Annotated in this window: 22 protein-coding genes; 10 read left to right on the top strand and 12 right to left on the bottom strand. The window is 74.1% G+C overall.

Annotated features, from left to right (window positions below; translation table 11 throughout):
- The first annotated feature begins 67 nt into the window (after nucleotides 1-67).
- Nucleotides 68-2,512, top strand: coding sequence for a DNA gyrase/topoisomerase IV subunit A (locus IEV86_RS01185; RefSeq protein ID WP_043602435.1), 2,445 nt, complete (start codon nucleotides 68-70; stop codon nucleotides 2,510-2,512).
- A gap of 42 nt (nucleotides 2,513-2,554) precedes the next feature.
- Here the strand turns inward: IEV86_RS01185 and IEV86_RS01180 are convergent, their stop codons facing one another.
- Both IEV86_RS01180 and IEV86_RS01175 read right to left on the bottom strand, forming a co-directional pair.
- Complete coding sequence (locus tag IEV86_RS01180; protein WP_052425802.1) at nucleotides 2,555-3,637, bottom strand: GNAT family N-acetyltransferase; 1,083 nt, start codon at nucleotides 3,635-3,637, stop codon at nucleotides 2,555-2,557.
- Nucleotides 3,634-5,760, bottom strand: coding sequence for a DNA gyrase/topoisomerase IV subunit B (locus IEV86_RS01175; protein ID WP_043602438.1), 2,127 nt, complete (start codon nucleotides 5,758-5,760; stop codon nucleotides 3,634-3,636). Before IEV86_RS01175 ends, IEV86_RS01180 begins: the two co-directional genes overlap by 4 nt.
- A 122-nt stretch (nucleotides 5,761-5,882) precedes the next feature.
- Here IEV86_RS01175 and IEV86_RS01170 point away from each other — a divergent pair, with 122 nt between their 5' ends.
- Together IEV86_RS01170 and IEV86_RS01165 are read left to right on the top strand one after the other, a co-directional pair.
- Nucleotides 5,883-6,104 (top strand): DUF7455 domain-containing protein, encoded by a 222-nt coding sequence (locus IEV86_RS01170; RefSeq protein ID WP_043602441.1) that lies wholly within the window; start codon nucleotides 5,883-5,885, stop codon nucleotides 6,102-6,104.
- Nucleotides 6,105-6,182: 78 nt separating this feature from the next.
- Complete coding sequence (locus IEV86_RS01165; protein ID WP_043602444.1) at nucleotides 6,183-6,671, top strand: DUF456 domain-containing protein; 489 nt, start codon at nucleotides 6,183-6,185, stop codon at nucleotides 6,669-6,671.
- Nucleotides 6,672-6,861: 190 nt separating this feature from the next.
- Here the strand turns inward: IEV86_RS01165 and IEV86_RS01160 are convergent, their stop codons facing one another.
- The 4 genes from IEV86_RS01160 to IEV86_RS01145 all read right to left on the bottom strand — a co-directional run bounded on the left by IEV86_RS01160 (nucleotide 6,862) and on the right by IEV86_RS01145 (nucleotide 10,492).
- Nucleotides 6,862-7,131 carry a hypothetical protein gene (locus tag IEV86_RS01160; RefSeq protein ID WP_043602447.1) on the bottom strand — a complete coding sequence of 90 codons (270 nt, stop codon included), beginning with the start codon at nucleotides 7,129-7,131 and terminating at the stop codon, nucleotides 6,862-6,864.
- Between the two features lies 1 nt (nucleotide 7,132).
- Nucleotides 7,133-8,779, bottom strand: a complete 1,647-nt coding sequence (locus tag IEV86_RS01155; RefSeq protein ID WP_043602449.1) for an RNA polymerase sigma factor — start codon at nucleotides 8,777-8,779, stop codon at nucleotides 7,133-7,135.
- 123 nt (nucleotides 8,780-8,902) lie between these two features.
- On the bottom strand, nucleotides 8,903-9,301 hold the full coding sequence (locus IEV86_RS01150) for a universal stress protein (RefSeq protein ID WP_043602452.1): 399 nt from the start codon (nucleotides 9,299-9,301) through the stop codon (nucleotides 8,903-8,905).
- Between the two features lie 81 nt (nucleotides 9,302-9,382).
- Nucleotides 9,383-10,492, bottom strand: coding sequence for a DUF4192 domain-containing protein (locus IEV86_RS01145; RefSeq protein ID WP_188484520.1), 1,110 nt, complete (start codon nucleotides 10,490-10,492; stop codon nucleotides 9,383-9,385).
- Nucleotides 10,493-10,657: 165 nt separating this feature from the next.
- On the opposite strand from IEV86_RS01145, the gene IEV86_RS01140 reads away from it, so the two are divergent.
- Both IEV86_RS01140 and IEV86_RS01135 read left to right on the top strand, forming a co-directional pair.
- Nucleotides 10,658-11,320 carry a hypothetical protein gene (locus tag IEV86_RS01140; protein WP_152605659.1) on the top strand — a complete coding sequence of 221 codons (663 nt, stop codon included), beginning with the start codon at nucleotides 10,658-10,660 and terminating at the stop codon, nucleotides 11,318-11,320.
- A gap of 31 nt (nucleotides 11,321-11,351) precedes the next feature.
- On the top strand, nucleotides 11,352-12,467 hold the full coding sequence (locus IEV86_RS01135; protein ID WP_043606927.1) for a polyprenyl synthetase family protein: 1,116 nt from the start codon (nucleotides 11,352-11,354) through the stop codon (nucleotides 12,465-12,467).
- Between the two features lie 88 nt (nucleotides 12,468-12,555).
- Here IEV86_RS01135 and IEV86_RS01130 read toward each other — a convergent pair whose 3' ends face one another.
- The gene (locus IEV86_RS01130; protein WP_043606887.1) at nucleotides 12,556-12,954 is read right to left on the bottom strand and encodes an Rv2175c family DNA-binding protein; all 399 of its coding nucleotides are present in this window, start codon (nucleotides 12,952-12,954) and stop codon (nucleotides 12,556-12,558) included.
- A 146-nt stretch (nucleotides 12,955-13,100) separates the two neighbouring features.
- On the opposite strand from IEV86_RS01130, the gene IEV86_RS01125 reads away from it, so the two are divergent.
- The gene (locus IEV86_RS01125) at nucleotides 13,101-14,453 is read left to right on the top strand and encodes a LysM peptidoglycan-binding domain-containing protein (RefSeq protein ID WP_043606889.1); all 1,353 of its coding nucleotides are present in this window, start codon (nucleotides 13,101-13,103) and stop codon (nucleotides 14,451-14,453) included.
- A 35-nt stretch (nucleotides 14,454-14,488) separates the two neighbouring features.
- Nucleotides 14,489-16,462, top strand: coding sequence for a Stk1 family PASTA domain-containing Ser/Thr kinase (gene pknB / locus IEV86_RS01120; protein WP_043606892.1), 1,974 nt, complete (start codon nucleotides 14,489-14,491; stop codon nucleotides 16,460-16,462).
- Between the two features lie 173 nt (nucleotides 16,463-16,635).
- Here pknB and IEV86_RS01115 read toward each other — a convergent pair whose 3' ends face one another.
- The 3 genes from IEV86_RS01115 to IEV86_RS01105 form a co-directional block, all read right to left on the bottom strand.
- Nucleotides 16,636-17,988, bottom strand: a complete 1,353-nt coding sequence (locus IEV86_RS01115; RefSeq protein ID WP_043606894.1) for a class II 3-deoxy-7-phosphoheptulonate synthase — start codon at nucleotides 17,986-17,988, stop codon at nucleotides 16,636-16,638.
- A complete protein-coding gene (locus IEV86_RS01110) occupies nucleotides 17,985-19,205 on the bottom strand; it encodes a pyrophosphate--fructose-6-phosphate 1-phosphotransferase (RefSeq protein ID WP_043606896.1) in 1,221 nt (406 codons plus the stop codon). Before IEV86_RS01110 ends, IEV86_RS01115 begins: the two co-directional genes overlap by 4 nt.
- A 106-nt stretch (nucleotides 19,206-19,311) precedes the next feature.
- On the bottom strand, nucleotides 19,312-20,106 hold the full coding sequence (locus tag IEV86_RS01105) for a lysophospholipid acyltransferase family protein (protein ID WP_052426231.1): 795 nt from the start codon (nucleotides 20,104-20,106) through the stop codon (nucleotides 19,312-19,314).
- A 69-nt stretch (nucleotides 20,107-20,175) separates the two neighbouring features.
- Between IEV86_RS01105 and IEV86_RS01100 the strand changes: the two genes are divergently transcribed.
- Nucleotides 20,176-20,592, top strand: coding sequence for a hypothetical protein (locus IEV86_RS01100; RefSeq protein ID WP_152605660.1), 417 nt, complete (start codon nucleotides 20,176-20,178; stop codon nucleotides 20,590-20,592).
- A 20-nt stretch (nucleotides 20,593-20,612) separates the two neighbouring features.
- On the opposite strand, the gene IEV86_RS01095 is transcribed toward IEV86_RS01100, so the two are convergent.
- Nucleotides 20,613-21,560 carry an ROK family glucokinase gene (locus tag IEV86_RS01095; protein ID WP_043606901.1) on the bottom strand — a complete coding sequence of 316 codons (948 nt, stop codon included), beginning with the start codon at nucleotides 21,558-21,560 and terminating at the stop codon, nucleotides 20,613-20,615.
- 237 nt (nucleotides 21,561-21,797) lie between these two features.
- Between IEV86_RS01095 and IEV86_RS01090 the strand changes: the two genes are divergently transcribed.
- The gene (locus IEV86_RS01090) at nucleotides 21,798-23,618 is read left to right on the top strand and encodes an AMP-dependent synthetase/ligase (RefSeq protein WP_043606904.1); all 1,821 of its coding nucleotides are present in this window, start codon (nucleotides 21,798-21,800) and stop codon (nucleotides 23,616-23,618) included.
- 96 nt (nucleotides 23,619-23,714) lie between these two features.
- Here the strand turns inward: IEV86_RS01090 and IEV86_RS01085 are convergent, their stop codons facing one another.
- Entirely contained in the window at nucleotides 23,715-23,978 is a 264-nt protein-coding gene (locus IEV86_RS01085; protein WP_043606932.1) for a hypothetical protein, read from the bottom strand.
- Between the two features lie 169 nt (nucleotides 23,979-24,147).
- Between IEV86_RS01085 and IEV86_RS01080 the strand changes: the two genes are divergently transcribed.
- A complete protein-coding gene (locus IEV86_RS01080; protein WP_081978745.1) occupies nucleotides 24,148-26,070 on the top strand; it encodes a DEDD exonuclease domain-containing protein in 1,923 nt (640 codons plus the stop codon).
- The last annotated feature ends 17 nt before the right edge of the window (nucleotides 26,071-26,087 follow it).

Raw genomic sequence — 26,087 nt, 5'->3', positions numbered from 1 at the left:
GCCGCCGACGCGCCGGAGCGGCGACAATGGGCGCGCTCGACCCCCGACCCCAGGAGCACCAGCACCGATGGCCCGTCGCACCTCCCGACCGACCGACGCCGAACCCGTCGAGGAGCGCATCGTCGACATCGACGTCTCGGCCGAGATGGAGGGGTCGTTCCTCGAGTACGCCTACTCGGTCATCTACTCGCGCGCCCTGCCCGACGCGCGGGACGGTCTGAAGCCGGTGCAGCGCCGCATCCTCTTCCAGATGTCCGACATGGGCCTGCGGCCCGACCGAGCGCACGTGAAGTCGGCCCGCGTGGTCGGCGAGGTCATGGGCAAGCTGCACCCCCACGGCGACTCGGCGATCTACGACGCGCTCGTCCGCATGGCGCAGCCGTTCTCGCTGCGCCTGCCGCTCGTCGACGGGCACGGGAACTTCGGGTCGCTCGACGACGGCCCGGCCGCGGCGCGGTACACCGAGGCGCGCCTCGCCCCGGCCGCCATGGCCATGGTCACGGACCTGGACGAGGACGTCGTCGACTTCGTCCCCAACTACGACAACAAGCTCCAGCAGCCGGGTGTCCTGCCCTCGGCGATCCCGAACCTGCTCGTCAACGGCGCGTCGGGGATCGCCGTCGGCATGGCGACGAACATGGCGCCGCACAACCTCGTCGAGGTCGTCGCGGCGGCGCGGCACCTCGTCGCGCACCCCGACGCGACGGTCGAGGACCTCATGCGGTTCGTGCCCGGTCCCGACCTGCCGACGGGCGGCAAGATCGTCGGCCTCGACGGCGTGCGGGACGCGTACCGCACGGGCCGCGGGAGCTTCCGCACGCGCGCGACGGCCCGGGTCGAGAACGTGACCCCGCGGCGCAAGGGCATCGTCGTGACCGAGCTGCCCTACACGGTCGGGCCCGAGAAGGTCATCGAGAAGATCAAGGAGGGCGTGCAGTCCAAGAAGCTCTCGGGCATCTCGGACGTGGTCGACCTCACGGACCGCGAGAACGGCCTGCGCCTCGTCATCGAGGTCAAGACGGGGTTCAACCCCGACGCGGTGCTCGACCAGCTGTACCGCTACACGCCCATGGAGGACTCGTTCGGCGTGAACAACGTCGCGCTGGTCGACGGCCGCCCGCAGACCCTGGGCCTGCGCGAGCTGCTCGTCGTGTGGGTCGACCACCGGCTCACGGTCGTCCGCCGCCGGTCGCAGTTCCGTCTCGCCAAGCGCCAGGAGCGGCTGCACCTCGTCGAGGGCCTGCTCGTCGCGATCCTCGACATCGACGAGGTCATCCAGGTGATCCGCACCTCCGACACCGCCGAGGCCGCGCGTGACCGGCTCATGGGCGTCTTCGACCTCTCGCAGCCGCAGGCCGAGTACATCCTCGAGCTGCGCCTGCGCCGCCTGACCCGGTTCTCGCGGATCGAGCTGGAGAAGGAGGCCGACCAGCTGCGCGCCGAGATCGCGGAGCTCGAGGCGATCCTCGGCGACGAGGCCCGCCTGCGCACCGTCGTGAGCGACGAGATGGCCGAGGTCGCGCGGACCTTCGGGACCCCGCGCCGCACGATCCTCCTCGAGTCCGCGGGTGGGACGGCGACCGCTGCGACCGCGACCCCGCTCGAGGTGGTCGACGCGCCGTGCCAGGTCCTGCTGTCCGGCACGGGCCTGCTCGCACGGACCGCCGACGACGCCGTCCCGGTGCGCTCCGGGCGCCGCTCGTCGCACGACGCGATCGCGTCGGTGGTCGCGACGACGACGCGCGCCCAGATCGGCGCCGCGACGTCGCGCGGGCGCGTGCTGCGGCTGGGTGTCGTCGACCTGCCGGGGCTCCCGCCGACCGACGGACCGCCGTCGCTGTCGGGCGGCGTGCCCGTGACCGAGGTGCTCGACCTCGCGCCGGGCGAGCGGGTGCTCGCGCTCGTCACGCTCGACGCCGCGGCACCGACGCTGGCGCTCGCGACGGCGGGCGGCGTCGTCAAGCGCGTGGCGCCCGAGTCCGCTCCCAACCGCGACGCGTGGGACGTCATCGGGCTGCGCGCGGGCGACGAGGTGGTCGGTGCGACGGTCGTCACCGACGACCACGAGCTCGTCCTGGTCACCGCGCAGGCCCAGCTGCTGCACTTCCCGGCGTCGGCCGTGCGCCCGCAGGGCCGTCCTGCGGGCGGCATGGCGGGGATCCGCCTCGCCGACGGCGACCGCGTCGCCTTCTTCGGCGCGGTCGCGCCCGGGGACGACAGGGGCGAGGTCGTCGTGACGGTCGCCGGGTCCTCCGACGCACTGCCGGGCACGCAGGCCGGCACCGCGAAGGTCACGCCGTTCGAGCTCTACCCGGCCAAGGGACGTGCGACGGGTGGCGTCCGGGCGCACCGCTTCCTGCGGGGCGAGGACGCGCTCATCGCCGCGTGGGTCGGCCCGTGGCCCGCGCGCGCCGTGGGCTCCGCCGGGCAGGCGGTCGACCTCCCGACCCCGGTGGACCGCCGGGACGGGTCGGGGACGCCGCTGCCCGCCCCCGTCCACGCGATCGGCTGACGCCCGCCGCGCTGCGGCCGCCGCGGCCCGTGCGGAAGCCGCTCAGATCTCGACGCTGTAGAGCACCTCGCCGTGCGTCGCCTCGTACCCGAGGCGTTCGTAGAGCCCGTGGGCACCCGACGGGTTCGCGGTGTCGACCAGGAGCGTCGCGTACTGCATGCCGGCGTCCCGGTAGGCCTCCATGACGCGGGCGAGGAGCGACACGGAGAGCCGTCGACCACGCCAGGCCGGGCGCACGCCGAGCAGGTCCGTGTAGCCGCACGTGTAGCCCAGCACCGGCCAGTCGTGCTCGTAGCGCCCCGAGAGCGCGTATCCCGCGACCTGCTCGCGACCGCCTGCGGTGTCGACGGCGACGAAGCTCCACTCGGGCGCGAAGTGGTTGCGGTGCTGCTGCCAGGTCTGCGCGGTCTGCGGCTCGGAACCCCAGTGGTCGAGGAACGCCTCGTTGTGGGCGAGGCGGACCGCCTCGTCGAGGCTCGGCGCCCACGGGCCGACGTGGATGCCCTCGGGCTCGCGCACGGTGGGCAGCGGGGCCCGCAGGTCGCGCCGCATGTGGATGTACCAGCGGATCGGGCTGAAGCCCGCGGCCGCGTAGAGGCGTCGCTGGTCGCGCATGTGCTCGTCGACGTAGACCGCGAGGCGTGCGGGCAGGTCCTTGCCCGACTCCGCGAGCATCTGGCGCCCGCGGCCCTCCATCCACGCGAGGACGGCCCGCCCGACGCCTCGGGACCGCCACACGGGGTGGACGCCGCCCCGCAGGAAGGCCCGGACGGTGCGTCGGTCCCCGGGACGGACCTCGACGAGCGCGTAGGCGCGCATGGTGCCGGAGTCGTCGAACCCGGCGATCGAGTCGGTCGACAGGTCCTTCCAGTCGCCCTCGAGCAGGTCGACCACCTCGGGCTCGGAGGTCCGCTGAGGCGACTGGTCCACCGTCTCGATCGCCTGGAGCAGCGTGTGCAGCGCCGGTGCGTCGGCGGGCGTCAGGGGCCGCCAGGCGAGCTCGAGGTGCGCGGGGGGCAGCTCGAGGACCTCGGGCGCGTCGGCTCGGACCGCCAGCGGGGCGACGGCCTCGGGCTCCTCCGCGGCCCCGCCGGCCGCGGTCGTCCCTCCGGGCACCGTCGTCATGCGTCGATCCGTGCCCGGTCGAGCTGTGCCGCGCCGGCGACGATGAACTCGCGCCGGGGGCCGACGTCGGAGCCCATGAGCAGCTCGAAGACGCGCTCGGCCGCCGCGGCGTCCTGTGCCGTCACCCGGCGCAGCGTCCGGTGCCGAGGGTCCATGGTCGTCTCGGCGAGCTGGTCGGCGTCCATCTCGCCCAGGCCCTTGTAGCGCTGGATGTCGTCCTTGTAGCGCCGACCCGAGCGCTGGAGGCGCGCGAGCGTGGACGCCAGCTCGGCCTCCGAGTACGTGTAGACGTACTCGTTGCGGCGTGACCCGGCGCCGATGACCTCGACGCGGTGCAGGGGCGGCACCGCGGCGTACACGCGCCCTGCGTCGACGAGGGGCCGCATGTAGCGGAAGAACAGCGTGAGCAGGAGGGTCCGGATGTGCGCGCCGTCGACGTCCGCGTCGGTCATCAGCACGATCTTCCCGTAGCGCGCCGCCTCGAGGTCGAAGCTGCGTCCCGACCCCGCGCCGATCACCTGGATGATCGCGGCGCACTCCGCGTTGCGGAGCATGTCGGAGATCGACGCCTTCTGGACGTTGAGGATCTTCCCGCGGATGGGCAGGAGCGCCTGGAAGTCGGAGTTCCGGGCGAGCTTCGCGGTGCCGAGCGCGCTGTCCCCCTCGACGATGAACAGCTCGCTGCGGTCGACGTCGTCGGAGCGGCAGTCCGCGAGCTTGGCAGGCAGCGCCGAGCTCTCGAGCGCGTTCTTGCGCCGCGAGATCTCCTTCTGCTTGCGCGCCGACAGCCGGGCACGCATCTCGGCGACGACCTTGTCCAGGAGCAGGCTCGCCTGCGCCTTGTGGTCGCGCTTCGTCGACGTCAGCAGCGCCGTCAGCTCCTTCTCGACCACACGAGCGACGATCCCCCGCACCGGTCCGGTGCCGAGCACCTCCTTCGTCTGACCCTCGAACTGCGGCTCGGCGAGCCGGACGGTGAGCACCGCCGTGAGCCCGGCCATCACGTCGTCCTTCTCGATCCGCTCGGCGGAGTCCTTGGTCGACACCTTGAGCCGCCGGGCGTTCGCCTCGACGACCTTCCGGAGGGTCTTGAGCAGGCTCTGCTCGAGCCCCGCGAGGTGCGTGCCGCCCTTGGGCGTCGCGATGATGTTGACGAACGACCTGACCTCGGTCTCGTAGCCCGTCCCCCACCGCAGCGCGACGTCGACCTCGGCCGTGCGCTCGACGGGCTGCGAGGTGAGGTGGCCCCGGTCGTCGAGCACGGGCACCGTCTCGGTGAACGTCCCGGACCCGGTGAGGTGCCACGTGTCCGTGATGGCGCTGTCGGGCGCGAGGAACTCGACGAAGTCGATCGTCCCGCCGTGGTGGACGAAGGTCTCCTCGTGCGGCCCGTCGGCGCCGGGTGTGCCCGCGAGGCCTCGCTCGTCGCGCACGGTCACGGTCAGCCCGGGTACGAGGAACGTCGTCTGCCGGACGCGCTCCACGAGCTCGTCGTAGGAGAAGACCGCGCTCTTCGGGAAGACCTGGCGGTCGGCCCAGTAGCGCACGCGCGTGCCGGTCCGGCCGCGCGGCACCTTCCCCACCACGCTGAGCTCGGACGCCTCGACGAAGGGCGTGAACGGCGACTCGGGGTCCGCGACCGCTCCGTCGGCGTAGCGGCCGGGCTCGCCGCGGTGGAACGTCATCCGGTGCGTGCGACCGCCGCGGTCGACCTCGACGTCGAGCCGCGCCGAGAGCGCGTTGACGACGCTCGCGCCCACGCCGTGCAGTCCACCGGACGCGGCGTACGAGCCGCCGCCGAACTTCCCGCCGGCGTGCAGCTTGGTGAACACCACCTCGACCCCGGTCAGCCCGGTCTTCGGCTCGACGTCGACCGGGATGCCGCGACCGTTGTCCCGGACCTCGACCGACGTGTCGGCGTGCAGGACGACGTCGATGCGGTCGCAGTGACCCCCGAGCGCCTCGTCGACGGAGTTGTCGATGATCTCCCACAGGCAGTGCATCAGACCGCGGGAGTCGGTCGTGCCGATGTACATGCCCGGGCGCTTGCGGACCGCCTCGAGCCCCTCCAGGACGGAGAGGTGGCGCGCGGTGTAGCTCGACTCGGACAGCGTGGTGGTCACGGGCTCCGAGCCTAGACGCTCACCGCGCCCACCCCGGGGAGGACGTGCCGACGGACGCCGCCGGTACGCCGGGAGCGAATTCCGGGGCCCTCGGCACGACGCACCCCTGACCGGGTGGTTTCATGGACGACGTGACGACCACGACGAGAAGCCCGCTGACTGCGGCCGACCGCTGCGACCGCTGCGGTGCGCAGGCCTATGTCCGTGTGGTGCTGGGCAGCGGTGACCTGCTGTTCTGCGCCCACCACGCTCGTCGGCACGCCTCGGCCTTCGCCGGGGTCGCCGTCGACATCCAGGACGAGACGGACCGCATCCTCGAGGAGCACGGCGCCCCGGCTCGCTGACACCACCACGACGTCTCGCAGGGCCCGGCCGGCTCCACCCGGTCGGGCCCTGCGGCGTCCCGCCACACCGGAGTGCCCATGGACCTCGTCGACGGCATCGTCGGCCTCGCCGTGCTGGTCGGTCTCGTCGGCATCGTCGTCCCTGTCCTGCCGGGGTCGCTGCTCATCGGGGTCGCCGTCCTGCTGTGGGCGCTGGACGCCGGCACGGTCGGCGGCTGGGTCGTGGCGGCGGTGGTGGTCGCCCTGCTCGTCGCGGGCAACGCCGCCACCTACGTGATCACCGGGACGCGCGTCGCCGCCTCGGGGGCCCCGCGCAGGACGCTGGTGCTGGCGGGCCTGGCCGGCGTCGTCGGGTTCTTCGTGATCCCGGTCCTCGGGCTCTTCCTCTTCTTCGCCGGCGGCCTCTTCGCCGCCGAGTACTGGCGCCTCCGTGACGTCCCCGCGGCCCGGAGCTCCGCCTGGGTGGCGCTGCGCGCCACGGCGCTCGGACTCCTCGTCGAGCTGACCCTCGCGTTCGCCGCGGCCGCGACGTGGTTCGTCTCGGCCGCCAACGGGGTGGGCGGCTGAGCGTCCGTCGACAGGCGAGGCGGGTGGCCCAACGTCGACGGAGGAGGAGGCGGCGGCTGAACGGTCGTCGACGACTGTGCGGCTGTTCGGCCGACGAGACGGGGACGGACGCCCTCTCGCCCCGACGCATCAGCGCGTCATCGACCGTCGCGTCAGCGCGTCGTGGACCGTCACGTCCTCGACCGTCGCGTCAGCGCGTCGCCGAACCTCCCAGCCCGACACGCCCGTTCGACCGCCCGCTCGCGCGGTCGCCGGCGGGCTCGCGCAGCCTCTCGGCCCGACGCCGACGCGCGTGACGCACGTCGGCGACGACGACGGCCGCAGCCGCCAGGACGGCGACCACGACCACCGCGCCCAGCAGACCGTCGAGGTGCCCGTCGCGCCGTCCGAGGAGCGCGACCGAGACCGCTGCCACGACGGCCAGCACGAGGAGCAGGATCCCCGTGACGGTGCGCGACACGTCAGTCGAGGTAGTCGCGCAGGACCTGCGACCGGCTCGGGTGACGGAGCTTCGACATCGTCTTGGACTCGATCTGCCGGATCCGCTCGCGCGTGACGCCGTAGACCTTGCCGATCTCGTCGAGCGTCTTCGGCTGACCATCGGTGAGGCCGAAGCGCATCGACACGACGCCCGCCTCACGCTCGGACAGCGTGTCGAGGACCTGGTGCAGCTGCTCCTGCAGGAGCGTGAAGCTCACCGCGTCCGCGGGGACGATCGCCTCGGAGTCCTCGATGAGGTCTCCGAACTCGCTGTCGCCGTCCTCGCCGAGCGGGGTGTGCAGCGAGATCGGCTCACGCCCGTACTTCTGGACCTCGACGACCTTCTCGGGCGTCATGTCGAGCTCCTTGGCGAGCTCCTCGGGCGTCGGCTCACGGCCGAGGTCCTGGAGCATCTGCCGCTGGACGCGCGCGAGCTTGTTGATGACCTCGACCATGTGGACCGGGATGCGGATCGTCCGCGCCTGGTCGGCCATCGCCCGGGTGATCGCCTGGCGGATCCACCACGTGGCGTAGGTCGAGAACTTGTAGCCCTTGGTGTAGTCGAACTTCTCGACCGCACGGATGAGGCCGAGGTTGCCCTCCTGGATCAGGTCGAGGAAGAGCATCCCGCGCCCCGTGTACCGCTTCGCGAGCGAGACGACGAGGCGCAGGTTGGCCTCGAGGAGGTGGTTCTTGGCCCGACGACCGTCCTGGGCGATCCACTCGAGCTCGCGGCGGAGCTTGGGCTCGACGTTGTTCGTCGAGGCGAGCTTCTCCTCGGCGAACAGGCCCGCCTCGATGCGCTTGGCGAGCTCGACCTCCTGCTCGGCGTTGAGGAGGGCGACCTTGCCGATCTGCTTGAGGTAGTCCTTGACAGGGTCGGCCGTCGCACCTGCGGTGACGACCTGCTGCGCCGGCGCGTCGTCGTCGTCGGCGTCCGAGTAGGTGAAGCCGGTGTCCTCGGCCTCCTCCTCCGCCGCGGGCGCGGCGGCGGGCGCGGCGGCCGGCGCGGCCGCCTCCGCGTCCTCGGTGTCCTCAGGGCCCGTCTCGGTCGCGGCCTCGTCGTCGTCGGTCTCGACCTCGACGTCGACCTCGACGTCCTCGTCGACCTCGACCACGACGTCGTCGATGTCCGCCGCGTCGTCGTCGACGTCCGCGTCGGCGTCGCCCGCCGGGACGGCCTTGCCCTTCGAGGTGGCCTTCGCGGCGCCCTTCGCCGGCTTGGCGGCCGCGGCCGACCTGCGAGCGGGCGTGGGCCGGCCGGCCGGCGCCTCGTCGGCCTCGGACCCGGCGACGGCGGTCCCGGCCTTGGCGGCGCGTGTGGAGGTCCGTGAGCGCGTGGTCGCGGCGTCGGCCTCCGGCGCCTTGACGGTGGTCGCGCTCGAGCGGCGCGTCGTGGCCGCGGCGACCGCGGGACGTGCGGTCGGCTCCTGCACCTCGATGCCGGCGTCCTTCAGGCCGCGCAGCACCGCCCGGAGGCGGGCCGGCGGGACGTCAGCGGCCTCGCACGCGGAGCGGAGCGACTCGGCGTCGACGGAGCCGTGGGTACGGCCACGACGGACGAGGTCCTGCAGGGCAGGGCTGTCGAACTCGCGCGGGAGGGCATGACGGGGGGTCTGAGATGACAACAGAGAACCTTTCGGCGCACCAGGCTCGGAGGGAAGGTCCGGGAAGACGAACCACCATTGTAACGTCCGAGGGTTCCCCCGGTCGGCCCCGCGGGTCCGCGCGGCGCCCGGACGGGTGAGCGTTCAGCTCGCCGTGGGCTTGACCGCCAGGACGGGGCACGGCGCGTCGAGCAGGATCCGCTGGGCGTTGGACCCGAGGATCAGCTTGCCGACCGGGCTGCGACGACGCAGCCCGATGACGATCAGCTCGGCGGACTCCCCCACCGCCGCACCGATGATGTCGTCCGCGACGTCCCGGCCGCGCACGGTCTGGCGCACCTCGGACGGGACGTCCGCGTCGGCGAGGCGCGCGCGGACGTCCTCCGCCTGCCGCTCGAGGTCGACCGGGTCCGAGCCGAACCGCTGGCCCCGCTCGCTCAGGACGACGACGAGGCGGACGCCACGCCTGCGGGCCTCGACCACGGCCACGTCGAGCGCAGCGGACCCCTCGGGGGTCGCCACATAGCCGACCACGACACTCATCGGTCCTCCTTCGGCACCGGGACGTCACCGCCTCCGTCCCGCCGACGCTACCGGATGAGAGCCGGGACGACGTGCTCGACGTCACACGCGCCCCCGGGCGAGCCACCCTGGGGGCATCCCCGCGACGACCGCCTCCTCGACCAGACGGGCGAGCCGGTACGCGGGCTCGGCCTCGAGCGCCCGCTCGAGCAGCACGGCGGCCCGCGCCCCGTCCCCGGACCACCACGCGAGGACGGCGAGCAGCGTGAGCGACGGCGCGTGCCGTCCGCCCGTGGTGTGCGCCGCGACGCGCGCGAGGACCCCGCCGACGGCACGGCAGGTCTCGACGTCCGGCGGCACGCCGCCGGACGGGTCGACCAGGGCACGCAACGCGTCGCCGACGTCCGCACCCACGTCCCCTGCGACGACGCGGTCGGGCAGGTCCTCGTCGCACGGGACGACGAGGAGGAGCACCGCGTCGCGCACCAGCACGTCGTCGAGCGACGCGCGGAGGCGGCCGAGCACCGTGGGTCGGACCTCGGCGCGCCCCGCGCACGCCGCCTCCAGGGTCGCCCGCCACTCGACGAGCCCCGCGTGCCGCCAGCGGTGCAGCTCCGACGGCGAGGTCGCGGCGCGCGCCCGGTCGGCCCACCGCGCCGCTGCCCGGCGCGCCGACCGCCGGGCGGGCGCCGACGCGTCGCCGACCGCACCGAGGCCCGCCCGCGACGGAGCGATCGCGGCTCCGCGCAGCACCATCTCCGCGCCCACCGCGGTCGACTCGAGCTCCGCGTGGGGCCTGCCCCCGGGCGGGCAGCACGTGTCGTCGGAGCAGTCCAGCCCGTACCACCCCACCGGGGTGACGACCCACGTCGAGGGCCCGTCGAGCAGGCCATCCGTCGCTCGGGTCACGTTCCCGACGAGCGACGCCGCCGTCGGCGCGTCCGCCCCACGCAGGTCGGCCGCGGTGTAGACGACGAGAACCACCGACCGCGCGCCGTCCGCGACGAGGTGCGCGACGAGCGCACGTGCCACCTCCGGTCCGCGCACCGGGCACGCGAGGTCGGCCAGGTCGACGCGGGCGACCATGCCGACCCGTGAGCGGTGCGTCCTGACGCTGATGACGACGGCGCTCTCCTGCGGCTGGAATCCGAGCTGGAACGGGACGAGGGCGAGGAGCTCACGGGGCTCGCTCGTGCGGATGGTCGTTGTCATGGCGCGACCCGACCATCCGGGGCCGTGGCCGTGCCCGCCGGCCAGCGGTGCCTGTGCACGCTCGCGAGGGCCGACGCCTGTGGAGAGCGATCGGCGCGACGTGCGCCGTCGACTCACCCGCGGGCGCAGGGGCGGACGGGCCGGCACCAGGACTACCGTGAAGCCATGCCGGGTCGACGCCGCGGGGTCAGCGCGCACCGCCGGCGCGCACCCGGGTCGCCTTTGGCTGCCGCGGTCACCGCCGCCGCGCTCGGGGTGTCGCTCATGGGGTGCACGGGCGCGCCGGCGGACGGCGCGGCCGCCGACCTCGCCCCCGGCGTGGCGGCGACCGCTGCGCCATCCGACGAGGAGGCGCCGGCCGACGGCCTCGGGGCGGCCCAGGAGACGGACGACACGGCAGACGACACGGGCGACGACACGGGCGACGACCCCGCGGCCGGCAACGAGGGCGCGACGGCCGCCGAGGACGCGGGAGGGTCGGAGGTCGGCGAGCTCGTGCCCGACTTCCCCGTCGACCTGCTCCCCCTGCCCGACGACGCGGTGATCCTCGTGACGTCGGCCGTCCCGGTCGGCGAGGCGACCGATGTCCAGGAGGTCTCCCTGAACCTGCGGACCGGGCTGTCGGTCGACGACGTCGTACAGCTCTACCGCGACGCGCTCGTCTCGGCCGGGTTCACCGAGGCAGAGCCCGCGGGGCTGCCGACGGAGCTGGCGGCCGAGGCGACCTTCACGAGGTCCGGGGGCGACGAGCTCGTGTCCGTCGGGGTCCTCGAGGTGGACGGCGGACGCACCGTGACGATCGGCGGTCGCGTCCGGGCGGGTCGCTGACGCCCCGTCGACGTCGCCTAGGGTGGTCGCCGTGACGACCCCCGCGACCACCCTCGTCGACGTCGACGGGGTCCGTGCCGGGGTGGACCAGGCACTGCGGGACCACCTCGACGCCCTCCGCGCCGAGCTCGCCCACCACGGCCCCGGCGTCGAGGAGCTGGTCGACGCGATGGCCGCGACGACCGAGGGCGGCAAGCGCCTGCGCGCGGCGTTCTGCTTCTGGTCGTGGCACGCGCACGGCGGGGCCGCGGGTCGGCACGCCGCGGCCGCGTCCCGGGCGACCGTCCTGCGCGTCGGCGCGGCTCTCGAGCTGTTCCAGGCGGCAGCCCTCGTGCACGACGACGTGATGGACCAGTCGGACACGCGGCGCGGGCGCCCCGCGGCGCACCGGCACTTCGCCACCGAGCACGCGCGTCGCGGGTGGGGCGGCCCGTCGGAGCAGTTCGGGGTCGCCGCGGCCGTGCTCCTCGGCGATCTCGCGCTGGTCGAGAGCGAGCGCGAGCTGGCCGCTGCCCTGGCCACGACGGACGCCCGCGTCGGGGCACCCGCCCGGGCCACGTTCGACGAGATGCGCACGGAGGTCACCGTCGGGCAGTTCCTCGACGTCCTCGCCCAGGTCGAGCCGATCGGTCCCGACGACCAGGAGCACCGTGCGCGCGCGGTGATCCGGGCGAAGAGCGCGCGTTACAGCGTCGAGCACCCGATGGTGATCGGCGCCGCCCTGGCCGGCGCCTCCCCCGCGGAGCTCGCGCGGTGCCGGCGGACGGGGCTCGCGCTCGGAGAGGCGTTCCAGCTGCGCGACGACCTGCTCGGCGTGTTCGGCGACCCGGCCACCACGGGCAAGCCTGCCGGCGACGACCTCCGCGAGGGCAAGCGCACGGTGCTCGTGGCTCGGACCCTCAAGCGGGCCGACGAGGAGGACCGCGCGACGCTGCTCAGGCACCTCGGCGACCGCGGCCTCGCCGCGGCGGACGTGGACCGCGTGCGCGCTGCGATGGTCCGCAGCGGGGCGGTCGCCGACGTGGAGGCGCTCATCGACGAGCTGGCCGGTCCCGCGCTCGCGGAGCTTGCGGCGGCCGAGCTGGAGCCGGCCGGGCAGGACATGCTCGTGCGTCTGGGACGCTCGGCCGTCACGCGCCAGGCCTGACCCCCGGAGAGACCGGGAGCCGACGGACCTCGCGCCCGGGCTCAGCCCCAAGGGCCTCCCCGCGGAGGGGCCGCACGACCGACGGCCCTCAGAGGGCCTCGGCCTGAGCCCGTCGCCGAATCTCCGTCTTGTGGCCCGCGGCCAGCGCCTCGACCGGCGTCCGCGGCCGCGTGGCCCCGGTCCCGAGCGCCTCGAGGGTGGCATCCGGCCGGAAGAGCCAGCGCACCGCCTCCTCGGTCGTGAAGCCCGCGTCCGCCAGCAGAGTGAGGGTCCCGGCGAGCGCGGGGACGACCTGCCACCGACCTTCGTCCCCCGTGGGGACGAGGAAGTCCGCGGGGACGCTGAGCACGTTCCGCTCACCATGCCGCAGGGCGAGGAGGCGGCCCTCCTGGACCATCCGACGGACGGACCCGACGTCGGTGCCGATGCGCTCGGCGACGTCGGGAAGGGGCAGCCACTCCTGCACGAGGGTGTCGAGGTCGGTCACCCGGTCAGCGTACGCAGTCCGGCTCGGAGGTGTCCGAAGGGCATCCCGACCTTCCAGCACGCGCCGACCTCGGCTACCGTCTCTTCTGTCACTTCAGTCACACGTGCACCAGCAGTCTCACCAGCCCCAGGGACGGACCACCTCTCATGACCCAGAGCCACTCGCGCGCCGCGTCGCCGTCGCCCTCCTCCACCCGCCTGCGCGCCGCGGGCGGGACGGGCATGGGCATCGCGCTCGCCGTCGCCACCGTGGCTGCCGGCGCCACTCCCGCCGCGGCCGAGGAGTACACGGTCCGACCGGGCGACACGGTGAGCCACATCGCCGCGCGGAGCGCGACCTCCGTCGACGCGATCGTCCGCGCGAACCGGCTCGACTCGCGCGCGACCATCCGGATCGGTCAGCGCCTCACCATCCCCACCGTCGCCGCGGTCCCCACCCAGCCGGGCGCGCCCACGGCAGGCAGCCACCGCGTCGCCGCGGGTGACACCGTGTCCGGGCTCGCCGCGCGCTACGGGACCACGACGAGCGCGATCGTGCAGGCCAACGGCCTCGACGCGCGCGCACTCATCCGGATCGGCCAGCAGCTGACGATCCCGGGCGCCGCCGCGCCGGCGCCCAGCGCCGTCACGACGGTCACGGCGACCTCCGCGACCCACCGGGTCGTCGCAGGCGACACGGTGGGCGCGCTCGCCGCGCGGCACGGCACGTCGGTCGCCGCGATCGTCCGGGCCAACGGGCTCGACGAGCGCGCGACGATCCGCGTCGGCCAGACGCTCACGGTGCCCGGCGCGTCGCCGACGAGCGCCCCAGCCGCCGCGCCCGCCGCAGCCCCCAGCGCCGTCTCGTCGACCAGCCACCGGGTCACGGCCGGTGAGACCGTGTCGGAAATCGCGGCGCGCTACGGGACGACGACGGACGCCGTCGTGCGCTCGAACGGCCTGGACGCGCGCGCGACGATCCGCATCGGCCAGACGCTCAGCGTCCCGACCGGCACGGCGGCCGCCCCGACCACGCTCGTGGGCAACACGTTCGCCGGCCGCACCTACCCCGAGGCCACGGTGAGCTCGGCGAACCTCAACAAGGCGACGCTCCTCGCGACCGGCGTGCCGAGCAAGGCGGAGATGCGGGCCCTCGTCGCCGACACCGCCCGCGCCATGGGCGTCGACCCCGCCCTCGCGCTGGCGATCGCCTACCAGGAGTCCGGCTTCAACCACGCCTCGGTCTCCCCCGCCAACGCCATCGGCACGATGCAGGTCATCCCCTCCTCGGGCGAGTGGGCCTCACAGCTCGTCGGCCGGCAGCTCAACCTGCTCGACCCGCACGACAACGTGACCGCCGGCGTGGCGATCCTCCGCCAGCTCGTCGCCTCCGCGCCCGACACGCAGACCGCGATCGCGGGCTACTACCAGGGCCTCGCGGGCGTCCGCCGCAACGGCATGTACCCCGACACCCGTCGCTACGTCGCGAGCGTCCAGACGCTCATGACACGGTTCGCCTGACGGGCCCGGGCGGAGCCCGACCGTAGACTGCCGCCGTGGCAGCCACGCTCACCGACCCGCTCATCGGCCACGTCGTCGACGGCCGGTACGAGGTGCTGTCCCGGATCGCGCGCGGCGGCATGGCGACGGTCTACCTCGCGACCGACCGCCGCCTGGACCGCGAGGTCGCGCTCAAGGTCATGCACCCGCACCTGGCCGACGGCGCCAGCGGGTCGGACTTCGTCGCGCGGTTCCGCCGCGAGGCCCGGGCCGCGGCCCGGCTGACGCACCCCGGGCTCGTCGGCGTCTACGACCAGGGCGTCGACGGCGAGACCAGCTACCTCACGATGGAGTACGTCGACGGCCCGACCTTGCGGCGCCGGCTGACGACCGAGGGCTCGCTCACCGTCGGCGAGGCCCTGCGCGTGACGGAGTCGGTGCTCGACGCGCTGGCCGTCGCGCACCGCGCGCACCTGGTCCACCGTGACATCAAGCCCGAGAACGTGCTCGTGCCCGACGACGGGCGCGTCAAGGTCGCCGACTTCGGCCTCGCCCGGGCGGTGACCGAGGCCAGTGCGACGGCTACGGGTACCGTGCTCGGCACCGTCGCCTACCTCGCGCCCGAGCTCGTCACGCAGGGTGCGAGCGACGCGCGCACCGACGTCTACGCGGTCGGCATCCTGCTGTACGAGATGCTGACCGGGCGCCAGCCGTTCACCGGCGCCACCCCGATCCAGGTCGCCTACCAGCACGTGAACGACGACGTCCCCGGCCCGTCCGACGTCGTGCCGTGGCTCCCTGTCGAGCTCGACGAGCTGGTCCAGGCTCTCGCGGCACGCGACCCGGACGAGCGTCCGGCCGAGGCCGGCGCGGCGCTCACGATGCTCCGCCGCACCCGCGCGGCGCTCGACGACGGCACGCTGGCACGGCGCGCCGACGTCACGCCGTCCGAGGACGCGGCCGAGACGCCCGACGCCGCCGGTGACTCGGACGCGACCGCCGCGCTCACCGGGGTCGCACGCGAGCGCTCGGAGCGCGGTCGGACCGTCGCGCTGCCCGTGGGTGCCGTCGACCTCGTCGACGACGGTCGGGACGACCGCACCGAGGGGGCCGAGCCGGCCGACGACGTGCGCAGGTGGCGGCGCCGGGTCACGGCGGTCCTCGCGGTCGTCGCGATCGGTGCCCTGACCGGGATCGGGCTCGTCTGGTACTGGACGAGCGGTCCCGGGGCGTGGACGACCGTCCCCTCCGGGCTCGCCGGCACCACGCAGGCCGAGGCGGAGGCGGCGCTCGACGAGCTCGGCATCGGATCGACGGCCGTTGAGGCGTTCGACCCGGTCGTCGCCGAGGGGCTCGTCGTCGACTCCGACCCCGCTGCGGGTGAGCGGGTCCACCGGGACGGGACGGTGGAGCTGGTCGTCAGCAAGGGCCCCGACCTCCGCGTGGTGCCGGCCGACCTGGTCGGCACGCCCGTCGCGGATGCGACCGCCGCCCTCGAGGAGGCGGGGTTCGTCGTCCCCGAACCGGAGTCCGCGTACGACGACACGGTGCCCGCGGGTGCCGTCCTGAGCGCGTCCGCCGAACCCGGCGCGTCGCTGCCCGTCGGCACGGAGGTGGCCCTGACCGTGTCCGACGGGCCGGCCCCCGTCACGGTGATCTCCGTGGTCGGCGTCCCCCTCGCCGACGCGCGCGCGCAGCTCGAGGCGGACGGGCTGGTGGTGGCGGAGCAGCAGGACTTCAGCGAGCAGTACCCGAAGGGCACCGTCATGGCGCAGGCACCCGCCCCCGGGACGGAGGGCTTCCGTGGCGACACGGTGACCGTCACCGTGTCGCAGGGCCCACCACTCGTCGAGGTCCCCGACGTCGTCGGCAAGCAGTTCGGCGAGGCTCGCCAGCAGCTCGAGCAGCTCGGTCTGGTGGTGGTCCGCGAAGACGTCCTCGGCGGGTTCTTCGGGACCGTGCGCACGCAGGACGTGACGCCCGGCTCCGCGATCCCCAAGGGTTCGACGGTCACGCTCGCCGTCGTCTGACCTGGCCGTCCGACCCGCTCGGGGGAGTCCGCTCGCGGTCAGTCGTCCTCGCCGCGGGCCGTCGTCCTCGCCGCGGCCCACCACCCGGTGCGCGGGGAGACGTCAGACGGGTTCCGGCACGACTCGGGCGGCACCCTCCCGAGAGGGTGCCGCCCCGTCAGGCGGGCTGCCGTTCAGCTGCCGCGGATCATCTCCGCCACGAGGAACGCGAGCTCGAGCGACTGCTGGTGGTTCAGGCGCGGGTCGACGAGCGTCTCGTAACGGCGGGCGAGCCCCTCGTCATCGATCGCCTCGCTCCCGCCCAGCACCTCGGTGACGTCGTCACCGGTCAGCTCGACGTGGAGCCCACCGGGCACCGAACCGACCGCGCGGTGCGACTCGAAGAACCCGCGCACCTCGTCCAGGACGTCGTCGAACCGGCGCGTCTTGAACCCGCTCGACGCGGTGATCGTGTTGCCGTGCATGGGGTCGCAGACCCAGGTCACGGGCCGCCCCGACGCGGTGACCTTCTCGAGCAGCGGAGGGAGGGCGTCCCGGATTCGCCCCGCTCCCATGCGCGTGATGAAGGTGAGCCGGCCGGGGACGTCGGACGGGTTGAGCCGGTCCATGAGCGCGAGGGCGTCGTCGGCGCTCGTCGTCGGACCGAGCTTGACGCCGATCGGGTTCCGCACGCGCGACAGGAAGTCGACGTGGGCGCCGTCGAGCTGACGCGTCCGCTCGCCGATCCACAGGAAGTGCGCCGAGCAGTCGTACGGCGTCCCCGTGCGTGAGTCGATCCGCGTGAGGCTGCGCTCGTAGTCGAGCAGCAGCGCCTCGTGGCTGGCGAAGAACTCGACCGTGCGCAGCGCGTCGAAGTCGGCCCCGCACGCGGCCATGAACCGCATCGCGCGGTCGATCTCCGCCGCGACCTCCTCGTACCGGGCGTACGCCGGGTTGGCGGTGAACCCGCGGTTCCACTCGTGCACGCGCCGGAGGTCGGCGAAACCCCCGGTGGTGAACGCGCGGATCAGGTTGAGCGTCGCGGCCGCTCGGTTGTAGGCCTCGACCAGGCGGCCGGGATCCGGCTCGCGCGCCTCGGGCGTGAAGTCGTGCGCGTTGACCGCGTCGCCGCGGTACGCGGGGAGCGTGACGCCGTCGCGCGTCTCGTCGTCGCTCGACCGCGGCTTGGCGTACTGCCCCGCCATCCGCCCCATCTTCACGACCGGGAGACTGCCGCCGTAGGTGAGGACGACGGCCATCTGGAGGATCGTCTTGATCTTGTTCCGGATGTTGTCAGCCGTCGCCTCGGCGAAGGTCTCCGCGCAGTCGCCGCCCTGGAGGAGGAACGCCTCGCCCCTCCCGGCCGCCGCGAGGTGTGCGGTCAGGACGTCCGCCTCACCGGCGAAGACCAGCGGGGGCAGCGCCGCGAGGTCCGTCGTGGCCCGCTCGAGAGCCACGGGGTCGGGCCAGGTGGGCTGCTGCCGGCTCGGCAGGTCCCGCCAGGCGTCGAGCCCCGCGAGGACCTTCGGGTCGGCCTCGACGCTCACGACGACGCCGCCGGGACGAGCGGCTGCCCGATCGACTCCAGGAGCGCGCCGAACCACGGCTGCGACACGTCGAACGCCTTGCCGCCCGCGATGCGCGGGAACGCGATCGCCTTGAGGCGGTCGCCGTCCTCCTCGTCGTGGCCGATCACGCCCGACTCGCCGCGCAGCGCGCACTCGACCGCGAGGTCGGTCATCGACTTGATGAGGCGGAGGTCCTCGGCGTTCGCCGCCGCGGCGCGCGAGTAGTACCCGGACTTCTGGACCATGACCTTCTCGGCGCCGAGCTTCTCCGCGAACTGCTTCGCGAACCACTGACCGGGGTTGATCGTGTCCAGCTTGACGTGACCGAACGGGTCGCGCTCCACGGTCTCCCCCGCGGCCTCGAGCTGCGCGACGATCTCGTGCATCCCCGCACCCTCGGACAGGAAGATGTTGACGTTGCCCTGGGAGTCCATGATCGAGCGCAGACGCGCGGCCTCGGCGTCGATGTCGAGCGCCAGCTCGGGCAGGAAGACGGCGTGCACGTCCCAGCGCTCGCGCGACAGCCCGAGGCTCGGCACCCACTCCTGACGGTCGAGCCACCGGCGGTACTCGGCCGCGGCGGCGGCGGTCAGCCAGCCGCAGTGCCGACCCATGACCTCGTGGACGATGAGCATGCGCGGGCCCGAACGGTGCTCGCCGATGACGTTGGCGGCGAAGCCGGCCGCCTCCTCGGCGGCGGTCCACGCACCGAGCGACTGCTTGATCGGCACGACGTCGTTGTCGATCGTCTTCGGCAGGCCCACGACGGTCAGCTCGTAGTCGTTCTCGTGCAGGAACGCCGCGAGGTCTGCCGCCGTCGTGTTCGTGTCGTCGCCGCCGATGGTGTGCAGGACGTCGACCCCGTCGGCCTTGAGCTGCTCCGCCGCGACGTGCAGCGGGTCCTGACCCTCCTGGACCAGCCCGCGCTTGACGCAGTCCTTCGCGTTCGTCAGCTTGACGCGCGAGTTGCCGATCGGGCTCCCGCCGAAGCGGTGCAGCACGCCGGCCTTCGCACGCGCCTCGGCGTCGACCACGATCTTGTCGCCGCGGAGCAGGCCGTGGTAGCCGTGCTGATAGGCGATGATCTCCACGTCGGGCGCGATCTCCGTGTAGCGCTCGATCAGGCCACCCACGGCGGACGAGAGGCAGGGGGCGAAGCCTCCGGCGGTCAGCAGGGCGACGCGACGAACCGACATGGGAACACCTTCCGTTGGAGGTCTGACGAACGCCCCGCAGCATGGGGCACGGGTGCCGACCCGGCACCGGGTCGTAGGTCCCTGGGGCCGCTCGCGCGACCCGCGGTCATCCTACTGACGGCTGGTCGTCGCCCTCGGGCGGGACCGGAACCTGGACGTCGGGCGCGGGCCGTCCGCCGGGGGCCGCCGTCGAGGGCGCCGGGGCCTCGTCGGGCGAGTGGCCCGCGGCGATGCGTGCCTTCGCGGTCGCGGCGTAGATGTCGACGTACTCCTGGCCGGACAGGCTCATGAGCGCGTACATGATCTCGTCCGTGACCGACCGGAGGATGAACCGGTCGTTCTCCATGCCCTTGTACCGGCTGAAGTCGAGCGGCTCGCCGATCACGACGCCGATGCGCACCGGCTTGGGGATGACGGTCCCGATCGGCTGCGCGACGTCCGTGCCGATCATCGCGACCGGGACCACGGGCACGCCCGACTCCAGCGCGAGACGCGCCACCCCGGTCTTCCCGCGGTACAGGCGGCCGTCGGGGCTGCGCGTGCCCTCGGGGTAGATGCCGAACAGGTTGCCCGAGCGCAGCACCTCCAGGCCGGTGCGCAGGGCCGCCTCGCTCGCCTTGCCGCCGCCGCGGTCCACGGGGATCGTGCCGACGCCGCGGAAGAACCCTGCCTTGAGGCGCCCCTTGACCCCGGTGCCCGTGAAGTACTCCGCCTTGCCGATGAACCGGATCTTGCGCGACAGGACGAGCGGGAGCACGAACGAGTCGATGACCGCGAGGTGGTTGCTCGCGAGGATGGCACCGCCGGTCGCCGGGACGTTCTCGGCGCCGCGGACCCACGGCCGGAACATGCCGCGCAGGAGCGGTCCGGCCACGACCCGCTTCATCAACCAGTAGAACAACGCCCCACCCTCCCGCTGCGCAGACCGCGCGATCTCGCGCAGCGCGTTCCCGACTCTAGAGTGCTCTGCATGGCCGCACGCCCGGACGACGCCGACGAGCCCGACGCCGTCGCGCCCCGGGACGACGAGCAGGGTACGGGCCCGGACCCCGACGACGTCGACCGCCGCTGGGAGGAGATCGTCGCCGACCTGCGCGGTGGCGGCGACCCCCGCACGTGGACGCCGGACCCGGCGGTCGAGGAGCAGGAGGAGCACTTCGAGCCGCCCGACCCCGGTCCGGTGCTCGGCGGCGACCCGCTGCTCACCATGGCGTGGGCCGTCGTGGTCGCGGTGCCCGCGCTGTTCCTGCTGGCCCTCGTCGCGTGGCACGACCTGCCGCGGGTCGTCCTGCAGGTGGCGGCGGCAGGGTTCGTCGCGGCGGTCGCGCTCCTGCTGTGGCGGATGCCGGACCGCCGGGACGACGACGGCCCCGGCGCCGTCGTCTGACGCCGGGACCGCCGCGGACCTCAGATGCGGGCCAGGTCGGCCGCGCCCACGATGCCGGCGTCGTTGCCCATCGACGCGAGCTCGAGCCGCGCCTCCGGCCGGTAGCCGCGGCCCGAGAGGTTCGCGAGGAACGCCTCGCGCGCTGGCTCGAGCAGGAGCGGGCCCGCGTCGGCGACGCCCCCGCCGAGGACGACGAGCGCCGGGTCCAGGAGCGCCGCGACGCTCGCGGAGCCGGCCCCGACCCAGCGACCGAGGTCGGCCAGGAGCGCACCGGCGAGCGCGTCGCCCTCGCGTGCCGCCTGCGTGACCGAGGGACCGTCGACGCGGGCCGCCTTCCCGCCCGCGAGCTCGAGGAGGCGCGCCGCCCGGTCTGGCTGCGTCGACGCGACGGCACGGGCCTCGCGGACGAGCGCCGAGCCGGACGCGTACTGCTCCCAGCACCCCCGCAGGCCGCAGCCGCACAGGTGCCCCTCGGGGACGACCCGCATGTGCCCGACCTCGGCCGCGACCCCCCAGGCACCGCGCACGAGGCGCCCGTCGACGACGAGCGCGCCACCGAGACCCGTGCCGACCGTGAGGAGGAGCATGTCCTCGACGTCACGGCCGGCGCCGAACCGGAACTCCGCCCAGCCGGCGGCGTTCGCGTCGTTCTCGACGACGACGGGGAGCGTCGGGTCGCCGATGAGCTCCGCGACGCGGTCCCGCAGCGGGTAGTCGCGCCACGCGACGTTGGGCGCGAAGAGGGCGGTCCTGCGGTCGGAGCTGATGAAACCCGCAGCGGCGACGCCGAGCGCGCCGACGGGGTGCTCGGCGGAGAGCTCGAGGTACAGGTCCGCGACCGCACGGTCGATCTCCGACGCGTCGAGGGCCTCGGTACGCCGCTTGGCCCGCGCGAGGATGGTCCCCTCCTCGTCGACCACGCCCGCGGCGATCTTCGTCCCGCCGATGTCCACACCGATCGCGTACATGTCCGTCCTTCTGCCTCGGGTCGGGCGAGGGCTCGCCGCCCCAGGAGGCTACCGACACGGGGCGTGGGGCGGGCGGGACGACCGGCCCCGCCGCGGCGTGTGGTGGCGTCGAGGGCCGGTCGGGTGACGTGGAGGTGGCCCTGCCCGGGACCTTCGGCCCCTTCCGCCGACGCGTCCGCCCGTGCAGTGCGGAATCGGTACTGTTCTCGACATCATCCACCTGCCACTGGAGTCAGCATGGACGAGCACAGCACCCCACTCCTCGTCGAGGTCCCCCCCTCCGAGAACATCAACGACCTTCTCGCCACGCGCGTCGCCGAGCACGGCGACGCACCGTTCATCGAGCACAAGGCCGGACCCGGCGCCGCCTGGGTCCCGATCAGCGCACGCGAGTTCGACTCGCGCGTCGTCGCCGTCGCGAAGGGGCTCGTCGCGCGGGGCGTCGAGGTGGGCCAGACGGTCGGCATCATGAGCCGCACGCGGTACGAGTGGACGCTGCTCGACTTCGCGATCTGGGCGGCGGGCGGCGTCCCGGTCCCCCTGTACGAGACGTCCTCGGCCGAGCAGGTCGAGTGGATCCTCACGGACGCCGACGTCCGCGTGCTCGTCGTCGAGACCGCCGCGCACGCGGCGGTGGTCGACGAGATCCGGGCGAACGCCCCCGCCCTGCGGGACGTGCTCGTGATCGACGAGGGCGCGATCGAGACACTGGTCGCGGACGGCGCCGAGGTCGACGACGCCGAGATCGCCCGTCGGCGCGCGGCCGCCCGCCTCGCCGACGTCGCGACGATCATCTACACGTCCGGGACGACCGGCCGCCCGAAGGGCGCCGAGCTGACGCACGGCAACTTCGTCGTCCTGTCCCGCAACGCCGTGGCGAAGCTCGGCGAGCGCGTCTGCCCCCCGGGCTCGCGCACGCTCCTGTTCATGCCGCTCGCGCACGTGTTCGCGCGGTTCATCGAGATCCTCGTCGTCGCCGCCGGTGCGACGCTCGGCCACTCCCCCGACACGAAGACGCTCGTCGCGGACCTGGGCGAGTTCCGACCGACGTTCATCCTCTCCGTGCCGCGCGTCTTCGAGAAGGTCTACAACTCCTCCGAGCAGAAGGCCGCGGCCGGGGGCAAGGGAGCGATCTTCCAGCGCGCCGCGAAGACCGCGATCGTCTACAGCCGTGCGCTCGACGCACCTCGGGGCCCGAGCCCCTGGCTGCGCCTCCAGCACAAGGTCGCCGACGTGCTCGTCCTGTCGAAGATCCGCAAGGCGCTCGGCGGGCAGGCGTCGTGGGCGATCTCGGGCGGCGCGCCGCTCGGCGAGCGCCTCGGCCACTTCTACCGCGGCGTCGGCCTCCACGTCCTCGAGGGCTACGGGCTCACGGAGACGACGGCTCCGACGTCGGTGAACCTGCCGGACGCGACGAAGATCGGGACGGTCGGGCCGCCCCTGCCGGGCTGCTCGATCCGCGTCGACGACGACGGCGAGGTCCTGGTGCGCGGTCCCCACGTGTTCGCGCGGTACCACGACAACCCGGCGGCGACGGCCGACGCCTTCGTCGACGGCTGGTTCCGCACGGGTGACCTGGGGTCGCTCGACGCGGACGGCTTCCTGCGGATCACCGGGCGGAAGAAGGAGATCATCGTCACGGCCGGCGGCAAGAACGTCGCACCGGCCGTCCTGGAGGACCGGCTCCGTGGGCACCCGCTCGTCAGCCAGGTCGTCGTCGTCGGCGACGCCAAGCCCTTCATCGGCGCGCTGATCACGCTCGACGCCGAGGCGCTCCCGGGCTGGCTCGCGACGCACGACCTGCCCGAGATGGACGTCGCGACCGCCGCGAAGCACCCCACGGTGCTCGCAGCCCTCGACCGTGCCGTCGAGCGGACCAACAAGGCGGTCTCCCGCGCGGAGTCGATCCGCAGGTACACCGTCCTCACGACCGACTTCACCGTCGAGAACGACTACCTCACGCCGTCGCTCAAGGTGAAGCGGAACCGGGTCGTCGCCGACTTCACGGACGCGATCGAGAAGATCTACAGCGGCGCGGCTCAGGAGGCGCACAGCTGACCCCTGCTGACGCTCGCGCCGACCGCGCGAGCGTGACGTGCACCGACTCCGACGGGGTGTGGTGACGGGTCCGACCCGTGACCACACCCCGTCACGTCACCCGGCCCGGACCGCACGCAGCGGCGGCACGAGCCCGGACGACGCCAGCACCTCGATGGCCCTGCGCTCCGCCTCGTCGAGGTGGACCCGCTGAGCGACGTGCGCCCCCGCGCACGGTGCGGTCGACGCCGCCCGCCCCGGAGCGCCTGGCCGTGCCCCGGAGGCGTCGGCGCCGGCGCGGACGGGAATGGTCAGGAAGGTCACCACGCAGTCGGCGCACGCGTCGCCCCGCACGCTGCAGGTCCCGCAGTCGATGATCATGCGCGGGACGCTACGACCCACCACCGACACGTGGCCCGCGACCCCGGCGCCGTGGGTCCGTTCCCGGGCCGCAGCGCCGTGGGTGCGCGCACGGGGCGTCCCGGCCCCTCGTCCCGCGCCCGGCGGGTCGCTGCGCCGCGTGTCGGTGCCGACGCCTACGGTCTGCGGCATGTCGAGCCCCCAGGTCGCCGCGTCGCCCCGCCAGGGGCGTGCGCCCGGGGACGCGGCACAGGGCGCATGCCCCCCGCAGCGCGGCGTCCAGCCGACGTTCGAGCAGATCGGGACCTCCCTGCGCGACGTGACGTTCGTCGTGGTCGACCTCGAGACGACCGGCGCGAGCCCGGCGACGTGCGGGATCACCGAGATCGGCGCGGTCAAGGTCCGCGGCGGCGAGGTGCTCGCCGAGCTCCAGACGCTCGTCGACCCGGGCGGCCCCGTCCCCGCGGCGATCGCGGCGCTGACCGGCATCACCACGTCGATGGTGCGCGGTGCGCCGTCGATCCGGGAGGTCCTGCCGTCCTTCCTGGAGATGATCCGGGGTGCCGTCCTGGTCGCCCACAACGCGTCGTTCGACATCGGGTTCCTCAAGGCGGCCGCGGCCGCGCACGGCTACGCGTGGCCGGACAACCAGGTCGTCGACACCGTGGCCCTCGCGCGCCGCGCCGTCCTGCGCGACGAGGTCCCCAACCACAAGCTGTCCACGCTCGCGGCCTACTTCCGTGCGTCCGTCACACCCGAGCACCGTGCGCTCGCCGACGCCCGCGCCACCGTCGACGTCCTGCACGCGCTCCTCGGACGCCTCGCGCCGCTCGGCATCACGCACCTCGAGGACCTCGCGACCGCGACGGACCCGGTGCCCGCCGCGCGGCGTCGCAAGCGCCACCTCGCCGACGGCCTCCCGGACGCACCCGGCGTCTACCAGTTCCGCGACGCCCGGGGCGAGGTGCTGTACGTCGGGACGTCGACGTCCATCCGGACCCGCGTGCGCAGCTACTTCACGGCGGCGGAGAAGCGCCGTCGGATGACCGAGATGGTGGGGCTCGCCGAGGAGGTCGTGCCCGTCGTGTGCGGGACGGTGCTCGAGGCCCGCGTGCGGGAGCTCCGGCTGATCGCCGAGCACAGCCCCCGGTACAACCGTCGCTCCCGCTTCCCCGAGCGGCGCCCGTGGGTCCGGCTGACCGTCGAGCCGTTCCCGCGGCTGTCCGTCGTGCGCGAGGTGAGGGCCGACGCGCCCGGCCCCCATGCCGAGGCCCACATCGGCCCGTACGCGAGCCGGGCCGACGCGCTGCTCGCGATCGAGGCGCTCCACGCCACCTTCCGGCTCCGCCAGTGCGCAGGCCGCCTGCCCACGACCCCGGCACAGGGCGCGTCCGAGTGCGCACTCGCGGGCATGGGCAGGTGCGGCGCCCCGTGCACGGGCGGCCAGACCGCCTCGGCCTACGGCGAGGTCGTGGACGCCGCGCGGGCGGCGATGCGCACCGACCCTTCCGCGGTGGTGCAGACGCACGCCGAGCGCATCGCCGCGCTCGTCGCCGAGGAGCGCTTCGAGGAGGCGGCCGGGGTCCGGGACCGGCTCGACGCCTTCCTGCGCGGCGCAGCGCGTGCGCAGCGTTCCGACCGCATGGCCCGCACGCCTCAGCTCGTCGCCGCGCGCAGGTCCGCGGACCACGGCTGGGAGGTCGTCGTCGTCCGGCACGGACGCCTCTGCGCGACGGCGACCACGCCGCCGCGGACGGACCCGCGACCGACGATCGCCTCCCTCGTCGCGACGGCCGAGCACGTCGAGCCGCCCGTCGCCCCGGCCACGGCGGCTCACCCGGAGGAGGTCGAGCTCGTGCTCGCCTGGCTCGACGAGCCCGGTACACGACTCGTCGAGGTCGGCGACGGATGGGCCTGCCCCGTCCGCGGCGCCGAGGCGTTCCACGTCCGCGGGACGACGGCGGCAGCGGTCGCGGTCGGCCGTACGGGGTGGCGCCCGACGCCCGACGTCGGGCCGCCGGCGGTCGCATCCCCCATGGCCGAGCTCGTGGGCGGTGACGCACCGGACCTCACGCGGGCGCGCGGGACGGCCGGCGAGCCCGTCTCACCCTGATCCGACCACGACGACGC

This window comes from Cellulomonas carbonis (assembly GCF_014636275.1).
GTDB lineage: Bacteria > Actinomycetota > Actinomycetes > Actinomycetales > Cellulomonadaceae > Actinotalea > Actinotalea carbonis.
The sequence above is the reverse complement of the archived record's forward strand: the minus strand, read 5'-3'. Positions and strand labels throughout refer to the sequence as shown.